Annotated in this window: 10 protein-coding genes; 6 read left to right on the forward strand and 4 right to left on the reverse strand. The window is 47.6% G+C overall.

Translation table 11 applies throughout. The features are described 5' to 3' along the window. Window positions 1-33 precede the first annotated feature (33 nt). The 3 genes from SPB21_RS05545 to SPB21_RS05555 form a co-directional block, all read right to left on the reverse strand. Window positions 34-1,773 carry a two-component system response regulator gene (locus SPB21_RS05545; RefSeq protein ID WP_499865872.1) on the reverse strand — a complete coding sequence of 580 codons (1,740 nt, stop codon included), beginning with the start codon at window positions 1,771-1,773 and terminating at the stop codon, window positions 34-36. Between the two features lie 12 nt (window positions 1,774-1,785). After that, window positions 1,786-6,396: a PAS domain S-box protein gene (locus tag SPB21_RS05550; RefSeq protein WP_499865873.1), complete on the reverse strand. Its 4,611-nt coding sequence runs from the start codon at window positions 6,394-6,396 to the stop codon at window positions 1,786-1,788. Window positions 6,397-6,875: 479 nt separating this feature from the next. Further along, window positions 6,876-8,354 carry an amidase gene (locus SPB21_RS05555; RefSeq protein WP_499865875.1) on the reverse strand — a complete coding sequence of 493 codons (1,479 nt, stop codon included), beginning with the start codon at window positions 8,352-8,354 and terminating at the stop codon, window positions 6,876-6,878. Between the two features lie 371 nt (window positions 8,355-8,725). Here SPB21_RS05555 and SPB21_RS05560 point away from each other — a divergent pair, with 371 nt between their 5' ends. From SPB21_RS05560 to SPB21_RS05580, 5 genes are all read left to right on the forward strand, one after another. Beyond that, complete coding sequence (locus SPB21_RS05560) at window positions 8,726-10,288, forward strand: amidohydrolase family protein (RefSeq protein ID WP_163664452.1); 1,563 nt, start codon at window positions 8,726-8,728, stop codon at window positions 10,286-10,288. Between the two features lie 84 nt (window positions 10,289-10,372). Continuing rightward, window positions 10,373-11,422 carry an ABC transporter substrate-binding protein gene (locus SPB21_RS05565; protein WP_163699797.1) on the forward strand — a complete coding sequence of 350 codons (1,050 nt, stop codon included), beginning with the start codon at window positions 10,373-10,375 and terminating at the stop codon, window positions 11,420-11,422. Window positions 11,423-11,713: 291 nt separating this feature from the next. Next, window positions 11,714-12,583 carry an ABC transporter permease gene (locus SPB21_RS05570; protein WP_499865877.1) on the forward strand — a complete coding sequence of 290 codons (870 nt, stop codon included), beginning with the start codon at window positions 11,714-11,716 and terminating at the stop codon, window positions 12,581-12,583. A 77-nt stretch (window positions 12,584-12,660) separates the two neighbouring features. Next, complete coding sequence (locus tag SPB21_RS05575) at window positions 12,661-13,467, forward strand: ABC transporter ATP-binding protein (protein WP_163699794.1); 807 nt, start codon at window positions 12,661-12,663, stop codon at window positions 13,465-13,467. Window positions 13,468-13,473: 6 nt separating this feature from the next. After that, a complete protein-coding gene (locus SPB21_RS05580; RefSeq protein ID WP_163699792.1) occupies window positions 13,474-13,971 on the forward strand; it encodes a TIGR03943 family putative permease subunit in 498 nt (165 codons plus the stop codon). Window positions 13,972-13,975: 4 nt separating this feature from the next. On the opposite strand, the gene SPB21_RS05585 is transcribed toward SPB21_RS05580, so the two are convergent. Continuing rightward, a complete protein-coding gene (locus SPB21_RS05585; protein WP_163699790.1) occupies window positions 13,976-14,320 on the reverse strand; it encodes a hypothetical protein in 345 nt (114 codons plus the stop codon). A 97-nt stretch (window positions 14,321-14,417) separates the two neighbouring features. Here SPB21_RS05585 and SPB21_RS05590 point away from each other — a divergent pair, with 97 nt between their 5' ends. Beyond that, window positions 14,418-15,992, forward strand: a complete 1,575-nt coding sequence (locus SPB21_RS05590; protein ID WP_499865878.1) for a carotenoid oxygenase family protein — start codon at window positions 14,418-14,420, stop codon at window positions 15,990-15,992.

Genomic DNA, 15,992 nt, shown 5'->3' on the forward strand with positions numbered 1-15,992 from the left:
ACCCTCCCGAGGCTCAGCAACGCTGGGACTTATTTAATCGCTGTCCCGATTTAAGTACACTTTTTCTATTTCACTGGCTGGCAGTGGTTTAGAGAAAAAATAGCCCTGTCCAAAGTCACACTTTAAGTTCTGGAGCCATAAAAGCTGTTGTTGTGTTTCAATCCCCTCTGCAATAATCGATAACCCTAATTCTTGAGCAAGCGCTACAATTGTGTTCACAATTGGATAATGATTCCTTTCTGAGGTAAATTCCTTGATAAAGGAACGATCAATTTTGAGATTATTGACTAAAAAGCAGTTTAAATATTTCAAAGATGAATACCCTGTACCGAAGTCGTCAATGCTCACTTGCATCTGTCGAGCTTGCAACTCTTTTGTCAGAGCAGTCGCATTATCAATATTTCCCATGATGGCACTTTCCGTGATTTCAAGCTTCAAACAGGCTGGATTAACCTGGGTTTCAGTCAATACTTGATCAATGCTGTCTAATAAGTTTGGAGAGTTGAATTGTCGGGGTGAGACATTAATACTCATGGTTAGCTCTGGCCACCCCCGTTGCTGCCAAACTTGCAGTTGCTGACAAGCTTTTTGGAAGATTAAAATTCCCACAGGTTCAATTAAACCTGAGGCCTCTATGGATGGGATAAAGAGACCTGGTGGCAGAATGCCTTTCTCAGGATGTTGCCAACGAATTAACGCTTCAAAGCCGACTATCTTCAAAGTTTCAAGGTGAATAATGGGCTGATAAAATGCCGTGAACTCTTGATTATTCAATGCTCGTTGGAGATCTGCTTCTAGAGTCAATCGATCATGGATTTGAACATGCATCTGCGGGGAAAATATTTGAACACTTCCCTTACCTCTAAGCTTGGCTTGATACATGGCAGTATCGGCAGCCTGGAGCAGTTGTGCCGCTGTTTGACAGGGTTCCTGACTAAAGGCAATCCCCACACTGGCGGTCATATAAATTTCACACCCTTCCACCAGAAACGGCTGATGGAAACTGTTACTAATTGTTTGGATCACTGAATCAATGGCGGTGGCATTAGCCTCAGAAATTGGATTGACAACCCAGCAAAATTCATCTTCACCAAGACGTGCAAGGATATGGCTGGGGCGAATCTTTTTTAGTAATCGTTGGGCGATCGCAACTAGAAGTTTATCCCCAAACACATGGCCAAACGAACCATTCACCAAGTGGAACTGATCGCAGTCGAGAATAATAACGGCCAAGGTTGAGTCTTTCCTATCCAAACATTCGGCTAATTTTTCCAGGAGATTGGTTCGGCTAGGTAACTTGGTTAAGCTATCTTGAGCAATCATGGTTTGTAACTGCTCTGTTCGTTCCTGTACGGTTGCTTCCAGGTGGGTATTGAATGCGGACAATTGCTGATGTTGTTGGCGAATACGCAGCATTGAACGCACACGCGCTCTAAGTTCTAACCCACTAACGGGCTTACTAATAAAATCATCTGCGCCAGTCTCTAAACATTTGGCTAAAACCAGCTTGCCTGTCACAGCCGTCACGATGATGATGGGAATAGATTGCCACTGGGGCATTGCTTTTATCTTTTGACAGACCGCCAGGCCATCCATCTCAGGCATTGCAATATCCAGGAGAATCAGATCCGGTTGCACAGAAGGAAGGATCTCAAGGGCCTCTTTACCACTGGTTGCAGACTGTAATTCGTAATTTTCGGTTGCCAACAGTGCCTCAATTACCTCAAAGTTATTGGGCTCATCATCCACAACAAGAATAATCGGTATTTTCATGCAATGACCACCTTATTGAACTAACAATTTTTGAATGGTCAGGGCTAGTTGTTTGAGCTTGACGGGTTTACCGAGGTACTCGTTCGCACCAGCTGCTAGACAACGCTCTTGATCTCCCGCCATGACCAGGGCGGTTAGGACAATAATGGGAACGGATTTGAGGGTTGAATCTTGATGACGAATCCGCTGAATCGATTTGAGACCATCTAAGTCCGGCATTTGGATATCCATCAAAATTAAATCAGGATGATGTGTATGGGCTAATTCAAGGGCGTCTAGACCATTGTTAGCCACCATCAGTCGATAGCCGATGGTCTCTAAGTAGGACACCATTAAACTAATGGTGTCTTGATTGTCTTCCGCCAATAGGATCAGGGGTGAGTTGTCTTGTTGACCAGAGACAGGCAGGCTTAGCGGGCTGATCTGATGAGGTGATTGGCCTGGTTCAATCAGCGGGGCAACAGACTCATAGGGGAGATTAATACTAAAACAGCTACCCACGCCAACTTCGCTGGTTAAACTAACGGTTCCCCCGTGCAACTCGGCCATTTGTTTGACTAAAACTAAGCCTAAACCGGTGCCCGTATATTTTCGATTGAGGGTGCTATCAATTTGGGAAAAGGGTTTGAAGAGTTTAGTGATATGTTTTTGAGCAATACCAATGCCCGTATCCGCCACACTGAGTTTGAGGTAGTGTCTAGCGGTGAGGGGGCCAGATTCCCAACTCCATGCATGGGAAGCTTGCATAACCTCAGATGGTTTTTGTAAGTGAGATGGTTTCGACGGATCGTCCTGGTGATGATAACGCACCGCCAAGGCCACACATCCCCCTTCAGGGGTGAACTTAATGGCGTTATTGAGTAGGTTCACCAGACTCTGTAGAATGCGTCGTGCATCAATAGCCAGTGTGGGGGAGTTGGGAGGGATCGTTGTTGTGAGGGAAATGCGTTTTTTGAGTGCTTGTTGTTTAACGAGTGCCAAGCTAGATTCACACAGACTCTCAATGTTGGTGACACTTAACTCTAGTTCGAGTTGTCCTGCTTCAATTTTGGCGACATCGAGAATATCGTTGATCAGGTTTAGTAAATGGGTGCCGCTGTGTTCAATGGTTTTCAGGTATTTAAGTTGCTGCTTGGTCAAGGGACCGAAGGCTTTCTCCTGCAACGCTTCAGACAATCCTAGAATAGCGTTAAGCGGGGTGCGCAGTTCATGGCTCATATTGGCTAAAAACTCATCCTTGAGACGGGTGGCGCGGACCAGTTCTGCATTGGTGCGTTGGAGTTGGGTTTCAGCGGCTTTGCGATCGCTAATGTCCTGAATAACTGCTAAACAGCGAGGGGAGTCTTCTGCTGGGTTTTGGATCAGGGTAACGGCTGTGGTCGCCCAAAAGTAGGAGCCATCTTTACGGATATAACGCTTTTCAAGGGTGAAACTATCAATTGCGCCTGTGAAGAGTTGTTTTATTTGTTGTTGTGAGTCGTTGAGATCTTCAAAATAGGTTAAATCAGCCGATGTCAAAGACTCAAGCTCTTGGGCTGTATAGCCGGTCATTTGACAAAAATAATTGTTGGTGCGGGTGATTTTACCATCGGTTAAGCTGCTTTCAGCAATGCCTACGGCGGCCTGCTCAAAGGCTGCATGAGCACGGGCTTCACTTAAATGTAAGGCGCTTTCAGCACGTTGGCGATCGCTGATATCACGGGCACATGCGATAATGACCGGACGGTTACCTAACATTAATTTCTTTAAGGACACGTCCACATCAAACGTAGTGTCATTATCCAATCGACGGGCCTTCCATTTCACCCTCAGATCTTTACCCTTTGCCACCTGTTGAGTTATTTCCAAAATCTGTTCGATAGGAGCCTCTGGGGCCATAAAATCAGCGATGCTGGCAGCCAGAATTTGCTCTCGCGTCGCTCCCAGCATCTCCACATATCGGTCGTTAACGTCAAGGACGGTACCCCCTAAATCGTGAATCATGATGCCATCGTAGACATTGTTAAAGATGGTGCGTAAGTCCTGCTCAGAACGCGCTAATTCTTGGGTACGTCGCTCTACACGCTGTTCCAGCTTTTGATTAAGTTGTTCTAAGGCTGTTTGCGCTCTTAGTCGCTCAAGCTCAGCAGCGGCCCGATCCGCAAACACTCGTAGAATTTCCTGGGAGTGTTCCGGGTTGACTATGGACTGGCGTGAAAAAATGCAGAGTGTTCCAAGTGCTTGACCTTGACGATTTTGTAGCGCCACACCCATGTAACTTTCTACCGCCATCGACACCAGTCTAGGATTTTGAGGAAAGCAAGCTATGACCTCTCTCTCACAGTGATACACCCCTGCCCTAAGGGTAAATCCACAGGTGGTACCTTCGACCTCAACAATCTCGTTCGGTAGATGCTGGCCATCCCCCCAAGCGGCCAAATAGCGCAATTGATTGCCTTCAACAATTTCGGTAACAAATGCATGGGACGCATTCAAAGCGGTGGCAATGTGTTGAACCAGAGCTGGGAAAAAGTCAGGACCGGTTAATGCCGCCGTGCCTTCAATCAGATTTTGGAGGGCATTTTCTGCACGCTGGCGTTCTAGTTCAGCTGAAACTCGGCCACTAAAGACTTCTAAAATCTGTTTGGCTCGTTTGGGATCCCGCAAAGGTTGTCGGTCAAAGATGCACAAGCTTCCTAGTACTTGACCTTGGCGATCGCGCAGGGCTACCCCTAGATAGCTCTCAACGGCTTTCTCTCGCATAGGGTTATTGGGAAAATGCTCAGAAACACCACTGGGACAATGGTAGGAATAGTTAACAACAAGATCACGACAGGGGGTTTCTGGAAGATCGTAGGCAAAATTCGGTTGCGGTTCACCGTCAACAATAAAGGCCAGACTTTGCAGCTCTTGATCCACAAATTGAGTGATTAAGGCGATGGGAACGTCGAGGGCTACACTGATGTGATGAACCAGGGCTGGGAAGAAATCCTGACCAATGGTTGCGGCTGTTCCCGTAACCAGATTTTGTAGGGCCAGTTCAGCTTGTTTAAGGTCAGTGATGTCAAGGACCGTACCAAGTAAACGAATTGCCTGTCCCTGTTCGTCTTGTTCTACCTCGGCACGATACTCGTGATGGCTCAGCGACCCATCGGATCGAGTTCGACTGTATTCAATTGTATACGGGGTGCCTTCAGCGAGTGCCCGTTCGACATAACTCTGTAATTGCAGGCAAGCCTCAGCCGGCAGCATTTGTAGATAGTCTGGATAGGACGGCGCTGATGCGGTTGGCTCTAACCCATAGATGCGGAACATTTCTGGTGACCAGGTGATAGTCTGGCTAGCGATGTCAAACTCCCAGTTACCGACGTGAGCGACCTGTTGTGCTTTGAGTAGAGTGGCTTCGCTTTGGCGCAGTTGAGCGTCTGCTTGGTGACGTTCGATGGCAATACCTGCAATATGGGCCATCTGCGTAATCATTTTTAATTCATGGGTTTGCGGTGATCTCACCTGTTTGTAATACATTGCCAATGTCCCTAAAACCTGGCCACCACGGGCCTGAATTGGGCTTGACCAGCTAGCTTTGAGACCATGGGTTAATGCCAAGTCTCTGTAAGCAGACCATAGGGGGTCAGTGGCGATATCGGCCACAATAACTGTTTGATTAAGAAAGGCTGCTGTCCCACAAGACCCCACACCTTCACCAACTAACACGCCATCAATTGCCTGGGTATAAGCAGTGGGTAAGCTCGGGGCCGTTGTGTGACGAAGTCGATTTTCTTTATCGAGCAATAAGACAGAACAGAGCACTGTCTCCAAACTATGTTCTATGTGATAAATCAAAGCATTCAGCACGTCCAATAGGGGCTGACCTTGGGCAATTTTTGCTAGAAGCGCATTCTGCGCTGCCAATTGAATTTCAGTGAACTTGCGATCGCTAATGTCTGTATGGGTGCCCAGCAGTCTTGTCGGTTCTCCAGTTTCATCCCATTCCATGAACTGTCCCATGGTGAGAATCCATTTCCAGTTTCCTTGCCGAGTCTGCATCCGAAATTCAGCTCTGTACTGGGGAGTTTGACCGATTTTATAGGTCAAGTAAGCTTGATTCACCCGTTCTCGATCATCTGGGTGCAAACGTGACTGCCAATTTGCCTCGGTTTCGCAGAAAGTCGCTGGATCATATCCCAACATCAAGGCATAGTCTGGACTGACAATGGCTTCATCCGTCTGTAGATTCAGATCATAAAAGCCTTGGTTGGCCGCACGCATAGCAAGCCGCAACCGTTTTTCACTTGCCTGCAGTGCTCGGGTGCGTTCTTCTACTTGCCGTTCGAGTTCGCAGTTGTAGTCGGTTAGCCAGATTTGGTGGGTATTGGGATGGATGAGGATGTTGGCCGGGTTGATGTCCTTGTGTAGTATCCGATACTGGTTCAGAAGGTGACCGTGGTTCTGTATATAGTCCCGTAGGGAGATAGCGCCCACATCTGCCATTATCAGGGCATAGTTGTGGTGCCAGGGGACGAAAGCGAGAGGTTTGACAATATGATTCTCTCTGACGGCCTGATAAACGACGGTGCCACTGCCTGCATAGAGTTTTGTGGTCAGAATATAGCCTGGAATAGACGGTAAAGCCTGATCTGACATAGCCGAGCCTCGGTAGGCGACACTAAGAAAATCTAAATGCTGAGTAACTTAAACACTTGACTTGACATCTAATCCCCACCCAGGAAGGGCTGAAAATTGTGTAACAGATTTTGACCTGAAATCATTGTAGTGCAAGGCACAAAAGCTTATAAGGTTCTTTATACTGATAAATTTAAGATTGTGAGCGGATTAAATCTAGGAATTGTTTAATCTTGCAAGAAAACGCTCATTTAGCACCTTGACTGATAATTTCCCATTTCAGGGATTTATGTAGCATCAACCATTGTATTCTCACAATCTTGATTGCTTTTAAGGCGAGTATTTTTATACAAAAAGTTATATAACCCCAGGCAAAAGCTAATTAGATACAACGCTGATCAAACGATTTTATAGTGATCCCTTATCCGGATCCAGCACTAAAGGCAACCCATTCTGGCGACGCTGTTGTTTAAGTTCAACAATCTGCCTAATTGCTAAATTTAGCTATACCCTGGAGAGAATTCAAACCCATAATGACTCTGACATTGTTTTATACCTTCATCTGTCAGGAATGACACGGGAGGCAGCGTAATCTCTCCAAAAACAGGACTTAAAATCGCCCAACATTGATGGGCAATTTCTAGGAGTTTTTGATCATTATAGAGGGAGCCCACCAACTGACAGCCCAGTGGCAAACCATCCACCGTTTTTCCTAGAGGGATATTTAGAGCTGGCAACCCACATAGGGTCCACAGCCCACAAAATATGGGTGAACCTGTATTGGCCAGTCCCAAAGGTGCAGGTCCCAGAGTGACCGGACTTAACATGGCATCGTATTTGGCAAAGATAGGGCGTAATTGTTCACGATAGCGATAGCGCCATCGGCAAGCTTGCTGGGAAGTATCAGCAGAAATAGATTTTCCCCATTGCAACCAATCTCGTAACAAGGGAGAACACCGATCGGGAGCCTTGGATAAAAGAGCACCATGATTTTGGTACAAGCCATGGGCACATAGGGTTTGAACAATATTCCAATAGGGATCAACATTAGCAGGTAACGCCACCAAATCCACTCGAATATCAGCCTGTCTCAACACTGTAATAGCTTGCATTAATCGAGATTGAGCAATACGCTCTGTCTGTTGCCAGTGAGATGTTTTGATCAGGCCCAGGCGGATTGATTGAAAATCTTTTGTTGACCGAACTGATAGTGATGTTGCTTTAAAAGAAAAAGTCTGTTTAGTCGTCTGGCAATCTGGATCTCGATTATCTGTACCTATTAATACAGTTAACAATCGGTGAATATCATTTAAGCAACGGGCAAAGACTCCTACATGATCGAGGACTGGAGCAACGGGCATCATGCCATAGCGAGAAATTAGCCCAAAACTCGGTTTGAATCCAAATATGCCACAGTAGGCAGCCGGACGTAAAATTGAGCCCATGGTTTGTGAGCCCATGGCAATTGGCACCATTCCATCTGCCACCGCTGCTGCCGAACCGCTGGAGCTACCACCAGGAGTATGGGCCAAATTGTGGGGATTGGCTGTCGGTCCTGCGGCGGCTGTGGCCAGCTCTGTGGTAACGGTTTTGCCCAATATAATTGCCCCCGCTGCCTTGAGTTTTGAGACAATTGCTGCATCATAACCCATATACCGATTACGATAAATTTCTGTTCCCCAGCCAGTGGGCATCTCTAATGTGGCAAAGATATCTTTTACCGCGATGGGGACGCCTAACAGTGGAAAAGTTTCCAGGGTTTGGCTTCCCTCCTGTTGCAATTTCTGTTCCCACACAGTTGCCTGCTGTTGTGCATGGTCCATATCAAGATATGTCCATGCACGTACCTGAAATTCTCGTAACTCAATTCGCTGAAAACAAGCCTGTAATAATTCTGTAATGCTTAACTCCCCTGTTGCTAGTTTTTTAGCTATCGCTTGAACACTCAAACTATCTAAGGGTGATCGTGGGAGTATCATTTTTTGTCGTGCTGATTTGGGGGGTAAATTGATCGGTAGACCTCGCTAATCGTCTGAATTTGAAAGATAAAATCATCCCGAAGATCAGCAACACCCATTTTTAGTAATGTTTACAAAAAATCACTGAAATTCTCAGAGAAGCGTATTGTTTTATACGGTTCTTTCAAAAACAGTTCACTTATGATTTCTTTCATAGCTCGGTCTAAGCTTGGCGTGGTTTAGGCTTTACATTAAGGTGTTTTGGGCACTAGCGCAACATTCCCTGAAGCCCTTTCTAGAGCAGTATTAGCTTAGTTTTTTACAGTTAGCTGTAGCAGTTGGGGCCTTATTAGACTTCTCTTTCGAAGTTCGTTGTCTCAGCGAATTCTGCCATGCCATCCACTCTCATCCGGGGTAAATATATTATTTGCAAAGCTATCAGCCGCACAAAGGCTGAGATTATTGAAGATGGTGCTGTTTTTGTAGATGACGGTACCATTATAGACGTGGGGACGTATCAGGAACTGTCCGCAAAATATGAACCTGATAAGATGCTGGGATCAGCTCACCATGTGGTGATGCCAGGTTTTGTTAATAGTCACCACCATGTGGGGTTAACTCCCTTTCAACTAGGGTCGCTGGACTATCCCCTAGAGCTTTGGTTTGCCAGTCGTCTGTCTGCCAGGCAAGTGGATTTTTATCTGGATACTCTCTACTCTGCTTTTGAAATGGTGGAGTCAGGGATTACAACGGTGCAACATATCCATGGCTGGTTGCCAGGACCTGCCACCCTGTGGCCAGAGATTACAGACAAGATACTCAAAGCCTATGAAGACATTGGTATGCGAGCATCCTACTGTTTTGGTGTGCGTACGCAGAACCATTTTGTTTATGAATCTAACGATGAATTTGTCGCTAAATTACCTCCCAGTATTGCGGCGGATATGGAGGCCCTGCTCAAGCCCCACGAAGTACCTTTGGAAGACTTTCTCTGGTTCTTTGAAACACTTTGGAAAAAGTGGGAAGGGGCTGCCGATGATCGCATTCGCCTACAGTTAGCGCCTGCCAATCTGCACTGGTGTGACGATGATGCCATTACTACCCAGACAGAGTATGCACATAAGTATGGTGTTGGCATGCACATGCACCTCCTGGAAACTCCCTATCAGATGGAGTATGCCCATCGTCGTACAGGTACATCCGCAGTGAAGCATCTTCACAAATTAGGTGTTTTAGGTCCCCATTTAACCCTGGGGCATGGTGTGTGGCTGACGGAAGAAGACATTGATCTCATTGCCGAAACAGGGACGATGATCTGCCACAATGCGAGTTCTAACCTCCGCCTACAAAGTGGTGTTGCTCCTCTTAATCATTATGCTCAGAAGGGAGTTAGAGTGGGCATGGGTTTGGATGAGGCAGGCATCAATGATGACCGCGATATGCTCCAGGAAATGCGGCTGGTTCTCAAGTTGCATCGAGTCCCCGGTATGGATTCTCTGGTGCCCGCAGCATCCCAGGTATTTCAAATGGCGACAGAAAATGGCGCTCATACTACGCGCTTTGCCAATGAAGTAGGTGTATTAGAGCCCGGTAAAGCTGCAGACTTGGTGGTGATGGATTGGGAGCATCTGGCCTATCCCTATCTCGATGACACCATTCCTGTTCTGGAAGCTGTTATTCACCGGAGTCGCCCCCATGGTATTGATGCTGTCATGGTGGCAGGTGAGGTAATTCTAGAGAATGGCACGTTTACCCATGTGGACAAGGATGCGTTGCTGGATGAGTTGGCCGAAATGCTCAAGGCTCCCCTCACACCGGATGAATTACGCCGTCGAGAGCTTGCTAAAGACGTCTTTCCCTATGTGAAAAAGGTCTATGACGGCTGGTTTAGACCAGAGGCTTATAAGTCGTTTTACTGCACCAGTTGTCAGAGCTATCACCCATCGTTAGGGTGAAGCTTTATTCTAAAGTTCTTGTTCTTGCTTCAGTCCATTGGCTTCGTTATCTGATGAATACATTAAACTAAGGAGACTTTTATCATGTTTCATTCCCGTACTAACCGTCGTCGTTTTCTGGGTATGAGTCTGGGGGCAGCGATGACGCCTGCTTTGTTATCTTTCCTCAGTAGTTGCGCACCGGGTAAAAAGCCTGTAGGCTCAGGCGGTTGGGATGGTCGTGAGATTAAGTTTGCCCATGGGGCGGGGTTATGTAATATGCCTCTGTTTTACTCTGCTGAGAAACAACTCTTTGCCAAGTATGGGTTTAAGGGAACAGCGGCTCTGACGCCGATGCCTGCTGATGTGGCGGTGCAGTTGGCCACGGGCCAGGTAGAAATGGCGGTGATTCCGTTTACTAATGCGATCGCAGCCTATACCCAGGGTGCATCTTTCCAAGTTGTTGCTGGCAGTGGTGTCGAAGGCTTAGTCATTGTCGCTAAGCCCGAAATCAAATCCTTTGCTGATCTGAAGGGTAAAAAAGTTGCCACCTTCCAGGCCGACACTCTGGATGTCATCGTCTATGACTATTTAAAGAAAGAAGGTATGACCTACGACGATGTGGAAATGGTGTACCTGGGTGACTCAACTGAACTGTTAAACGCTTATCTGGCGGGTCAGGTGGATGCTGTCAGCCACATTGAACCCTATGCCACCAAAGCTAAAACCCAGACCAACGGCAATATTCTGGGTAATGGTGTTGATATTTATGGCAGTGGCTATCCTGACTGTGTTCTCGCCGTTCGTAACGAAATCATTGAAAACGAACCCGAGATGGTGAAAGACGTTATTCGAGTCTTCTTTGAAGCTCAGTATGAGATTGAAAATAACTTTGAAGGGGCAGCTCAAGCCACCATCGATAAGTATTATAAGACCGATATGGAGAGCCTGTTGGCCTCTGCCCAGGCTCAGCCTCCCGGTGTGGATGTACGGGATAAGCGTAACTTTATGTATGAGCGTGCGGAAAGTATGAAGGAGTTGAATTACATTAATATGGATCTGGATGATAACTTTGTTAATTTCTCTTTGTTGGAAGATGTGATTGCTGAAAGCCCTGAACTTTGGGAGCGGGTGAAGGTGAAGGTGACTGTTTAAAGTTCACAGTGATGGTTCAGGATATTGACTGGATGCAAAACCGGCTGCTTGGGGTCCCTCCGAGTTCCCCAAACCCCCTGGGCAGGGCCGGAACGCCGCCCTACAACCCAACGTACTAGGTTATTCCTAATGGCATTAAGTTTGGAGTTACGGTGGGGTCGATTATATATGTTCCGGACTGGTTTCTGCAGAAGTTTTGGAGCATAAAATTCAAGTCATGAGGTTGTTGTTTAATGATGCCTTAATTGTTAACGGTATATGCCCAAACTTGACTCCTCAATTCTTAAAAACATGCAATTAAAATCTTCTGTCAGTCTAGCCGAACCTCGCGTTTCTAAAACGCGCAGTCGCTGGTGGCAGACTGTAGCCACGTCAGCTATGTGGTGGTGTCTCTCGCTGGGTCTGTTTATTGGAATTTGGGAATTAGTAACCTTGCTTGGGTGGGTGAACACTTTGATTTTGCCCCCACCCCACGAGTTTATTGCTGAAATTGGTAATCAGGAACAGTTTCTTGCGCCCAGAATTGGTGTGGAGCGCACGGGTGGCAATTTTGTTTTACTTACCGCCATTGTGGCCACCCTCAAGCGGGTAGTGGCCGGTCTGGTGCTGGGCTTTATTGCCGCCATTGGGGTGGGTGGCCTGGCCTGTTACTTTAAGATTTTTGGTAAACTCACCCTACCAGTGATTACGCTGCTGGCTCCCATTGCTCCTATTGCCTGGATTCCCTTTGCCATTATGGCCTTTGGTATTGGGGATAATGCGGCCATTTTTGTGGTGTTTATTGGCATTTTCTTTTTGCTTACCCTGGCGACGGTTAATGCTATTAACAATGTCAATCAGCTGTATATCAATACGGCACGGGTTCTGGGTGCCAGCCGTCGTCAGGTGATGTTTAAGGTGATTTTACCGGCGGTGATTCCAGATCTGTTTTTTATCCTGCGGATTAACTTTTTTGCGGCCTGGATGGCGGTGTTGGCAGCTGAGATGGTGGGGGTGAATACCGGGCTAGGAGCCATTGTGATGGTAGGTCGGCAAATGTTTAATGCCAAGCTGATGTTTTTAGGCATGGCTGTGATTGGGGTGGTGGGCTACCTGTTGGATGTTGGATTTCGGCAGGTGCAGCAACGGGTGCTGTGGTGGAAAGGATCGGCGCAAATATAGTAGGGTGGGCATTGGCCCACCCATCCAGCGAGGTTTATTCAACGGAGTTGAGAAACGGTGTACAGGAGGGTTTATGGATGGGTGAGATTGTTTGCGATCGCGTCAGTAAAATCTGGAATCCTGACAGCTCTGAAGCCAATTTAGCCATTGACGACATCAGTTTCTCCGTAGAACCGGGGGAATTTTTAGTGATTATTGGTCCCAGTGGTTGCGGCAAAAGTACCCTGCTAAGCATGATTGCTGGTTTGGAAACACCCACATCGGGGACACTGCGATTTCGTGGTGAGGTCATCACAGAACCGTCTCCCCATCGTTCTATGATCTTCCAGCAGGCGTCTCTATTTCCCTGGCTGTCGGTGATTGATAACGTTGCTTTTGGGTTAAATCTACAGGGCTTAGGAAAACGGGAACGCCACCAGCGAGCCAAGGAGTATTTACAACAGGTGGGGCTGTTAAAAGCGGCAAACCGCTATCCCCATCAGCTCTCGGGGGGGATGCAACAGCGGGCCTGCATTGCCCGAGCTCTCTGTCTTGGCACCGATGTGTTGCTAATGGATGAGCCCTTTGCTGCCCTGGATGTCCAAACCCGTCATCAAATGCAAAAGTTCTTGCTAGATATTTGGCAAGGCACTGGTAAGACCGTTATTTTTGTTACCCACCACATTGATGAAGCCGTTTACTTGGCGGATCGGGTGTTGATTTTAACCGCCAACCCAGGCCGCACTTTGGCCATGGTGCCAGTAGAGATGTCCCGTCCCCGCGACATGATGAGCAAAGGGTTTGAGTATCATCGCAATCTGTTTGTGGATCATCTGCGTTCTGAGGTGGTCAAAGCCTTTGAAGAGCAAGAACTGGCAGAGATGTTGGATACTCGCATTAAATAAATAGCTATGGTTACTCGATTTCCCCTATTGAAAAACCTGGCCCAGTGGGTCACTGGAACCCAGGCGAAGACCGCCGAAGCAGACGAAAATAAAGCCGCCATCGACATCTGGTCCTATGCCGAGCCTGCTGGGGAAGAACCCGATCCCCTCAAACGTAATGTCTTGCAATGGCGACGCTTGATTACGTCCGTGAGAGAACCGTTAGATATTTTTCCAGGACAGCCCGTTGACATCGTTGGCTTTGTTCATCGTCAGTTTCCAGGGGCTCCTAACCAATTTGTCCTGGCTCGCCGTATCATTCGCTGTTGCCTGGCGGATACGGTGCCCCTGGGGTTAGCGATCCACATCGATACCGCTGATGACTTTGAAAATGATACCTGGCTACAGGTACAGGGAGTCTTTGGCACAGTGGATGTGCGTAATCGCCCCACGCTAGTGGTGATTCCTAAGCAAATTCAATCGATTCCTGAACCTAAGAAAGCCTACATTAACGGTGTTTTTTGATAAATTATTTGATCCTAATTCCTGACTCAATTGTTGTTACCTGGCGGCTATCTTCCAGTCTTTGCAAGATTTCTGTAATGCCTGCAATCCCAGTCCAAAAGGTATACATGCCCGCTTTAACTGGGTTTTCCTTTAAGCGATGGGCCAAAATACCCGCAGCTATACCTTCTAAAATATGAAACAACAATGCGGCTGCACCAATCCAAAAAACTCTCTCTAATAATGTATGTTCTGCAATCATGCCGCTCAGCTTGGTTGCCACGAGTCCCAATGCTCCAGCGATTAATGTGCAGGAGACCCCTTTGATCACCTTGAGCACCAGAGGATGGGTGGGCAGTAACGGTAGCATAGAGATATTTCCTTAGCGGTCATGGTATCTACACCTCTACGGTAGCGCTATATTTTATTCTGGTACATAAGCAATCGGTGGATGCACACTTTCAAATATGATTACAGACCAGGGACCTGTTAATGCTGACCAGATTGTTTGGGGTAAACGTGATGATCGTCTAAGGCAGGCGCAAAAGGCGGCATGGTTTGGTGCATTTCGGTCCCAGCGAGCAGAATTTTCCTACGAAATCACCGAAATTGAAGGTTTGTTACCGGAGGCATTGTTAAACTCCACCTGGTTTCACAATGGTCCCAGTGGGTTTGAGCGGGGTAACCAACGAGTCAATCATTTTTTAGATGGCGATGGTTATCTCTGTCGGATCGCCTTTCGTGATGATGGGCGGGTGTTTTTTGATTCCAGGTTTGTGCAAACGGCGGAGTTTGTACAGGAAGAACAGGCTGATCGATTTTTGTTTCGCTCCACCTTTGGGACTCGCAAACCTCAAGACAATCTGTTGGAGCTTTATCTGAAAAAACCGGCCAATGTAAACGCAGTGGCTTGGGGCGACAGACTGCTAGCGATGTACGAGGCTGGACTACCGTATCAGGTGAATCCCCATACGCTGGACACCATCGGCTCCCAAAATGCCCAGGGGCAGTTGGTTTCTCAGTCATTACCAAAATCCCGTTGGCAAACTTTACAACGCTTTGCTCAGGGACAGTGGGCAACGACGGCCCATCCCCATGGTGATCCGGTGCGCGATCGCATTATCCTATGGCACTGGGCCGCCCAGCTCAAGGGCCTCACCATTGACATTGTGGAATATGACCGACAATGGCAAGAATGCACCCGCTCCCAGTTTCAGATACCTGGGGCCATGGTGAATCCCCATGATTTTGCCCTCACACCCACATACTATGTCTTTGTTGAAAACCGCCTTACCTTTAACCCGTTACCCTTTATCCTGGGTCGTCAGTCCCCGGCGGATTGTTTGCAACTACAAACCGAGCAGCCAACGCGGATACATTTAGTGCCCCGTCCCGATGGTCCGATGGCAGGGCAGCCAGTACAAATTGTTGAGACCAGCCCCTGGTTTTCAATTCACCAGGCCTGTGCCTATGATCAGCCAGATGGGTCTGTGGTGGTTTATAGTGCCGGTTGGCCAGAGGCCGGGCTGGAACAGGGATTTTTGAGTAGCTGGCAGGGGTATGCGCCGGACTTTGATGTCATTGCTCCCACCTATCTTTGGCAAACAACCATTCAGCCCCAGCAAGGCACCGTCAATCACCAGGTTGTTCTTGAGAACTATTGCATTGAGTACCCCTGTTGCCACCCTCAGTATGAAACCCAGGCTGTGCGCTATCTTTACATGACCTATAGCAACCGTGTGGGGGAGTCGTCTCCCCCCATCGGTTATCTCAAGGTGGATCTGCATACCCAAAAGTCTCAAATCTGGATGGAAGATGGTCTCAGTTTTACCGATGAACCGGTGTTTGTCCCTGCCGGTGGGGACGAGGATGAGGGCTGGTTGGTTGGCATGGTTTACGACCATGCCAAGGAGCGTTCATCGTTGGTGATCCTCAATGCAAAAGATTTAGCCGCCGGTCCAGTATGTCGGTTGTGGTTAAATCATCGACTGGTGCCAGGTCTGCATGGGTCATGGGTACCCAACTATTACGGGCCACGGTAG

Source organism: Leptothoe sp. ISB3NOV94-8A, from assembly GCF_043421595.1.
Lineage (GTDB): Bacteria > Cyanobacteriota > Cyanobacteriia > Phormidesmidales > Phormidesmidaceae > Leptothoe > Leptothoe turfae.

Excerpts from the sequence above, each read along its gene's own strand:
- SPB21_RS05545 (WP_499865872.1), bottom strand. The coding sequence starts at position 1,773 with ATGAAAATACCGATTATTCTTGTTGTGGATGATGAGCCCAATAACTTT.
- SPB21_RS05550 (WP_499865873.1), bottom strand. The coding sequence starts at position 6,396 with ATGTCAGATCAGGCTTTACCGTCTATTCCAGGCTATATTCTGACCACA.
- SPB21_RS05555 (WP_499865875.1), bottom strand. The coding sequence starts at position 8,354 with ATGATACTCCCACGATCACCCTTAGATAGTTTGAGTGTTCAAGCGATA.
- SPB21_RS05560 (WP_163664452.1), top strand. The coding sequence starts at position 8,726 with ATGCCATCCACTCTCATCCGGGGTAAATATATTATTTGCAAAGCTATC.
- SPB21_RS05565 (WP_163699797.1), top strand. The coding sequence starts at position 10,373 with ATGTTTCATTCCCGTACTAACCGTCGTCGTTTTCTGGGTATGAGTCTG.
- SPB21_RS05570 (WP_499865877.1), top strand. The coding sequence starts at position 11,714 with ATGCAATTAAAATCTTCTGTCAGTCTAGCCGAACCTCGCGTTTCTAAA.
- SPB21_RS05575 (WP_163699794.1), top strand. The coding sequence starts at position 12,661 with ATGGGTGAGATTGTTTGCGATCGCGTCAGTAAAATCTGGAATCCTGAC.
- SPB21_RS05580 (WP_163699792.1), top strand. The coding sequence starts at position 13,474 with ATGGTTACTCGATTTCCCCTATTGAAAAACCTGGCCCAGTGGGTCACT.
- SPB21_RS05585 (WP_163699790.1), bottom strand. The coding sequence starts at position 14,320 with ATGCTACCGTTACTGCCCACCCATCCTCTGGTGCTCAAGGTGATCAAA.
- SPB21_RS05590 (WP_499865878.1), top strand. The coding sequence starts at position 14,418 with ATGATTACAGACCAGGGACCTGTTAATGCTGACCAGATTGTTTGGGGT.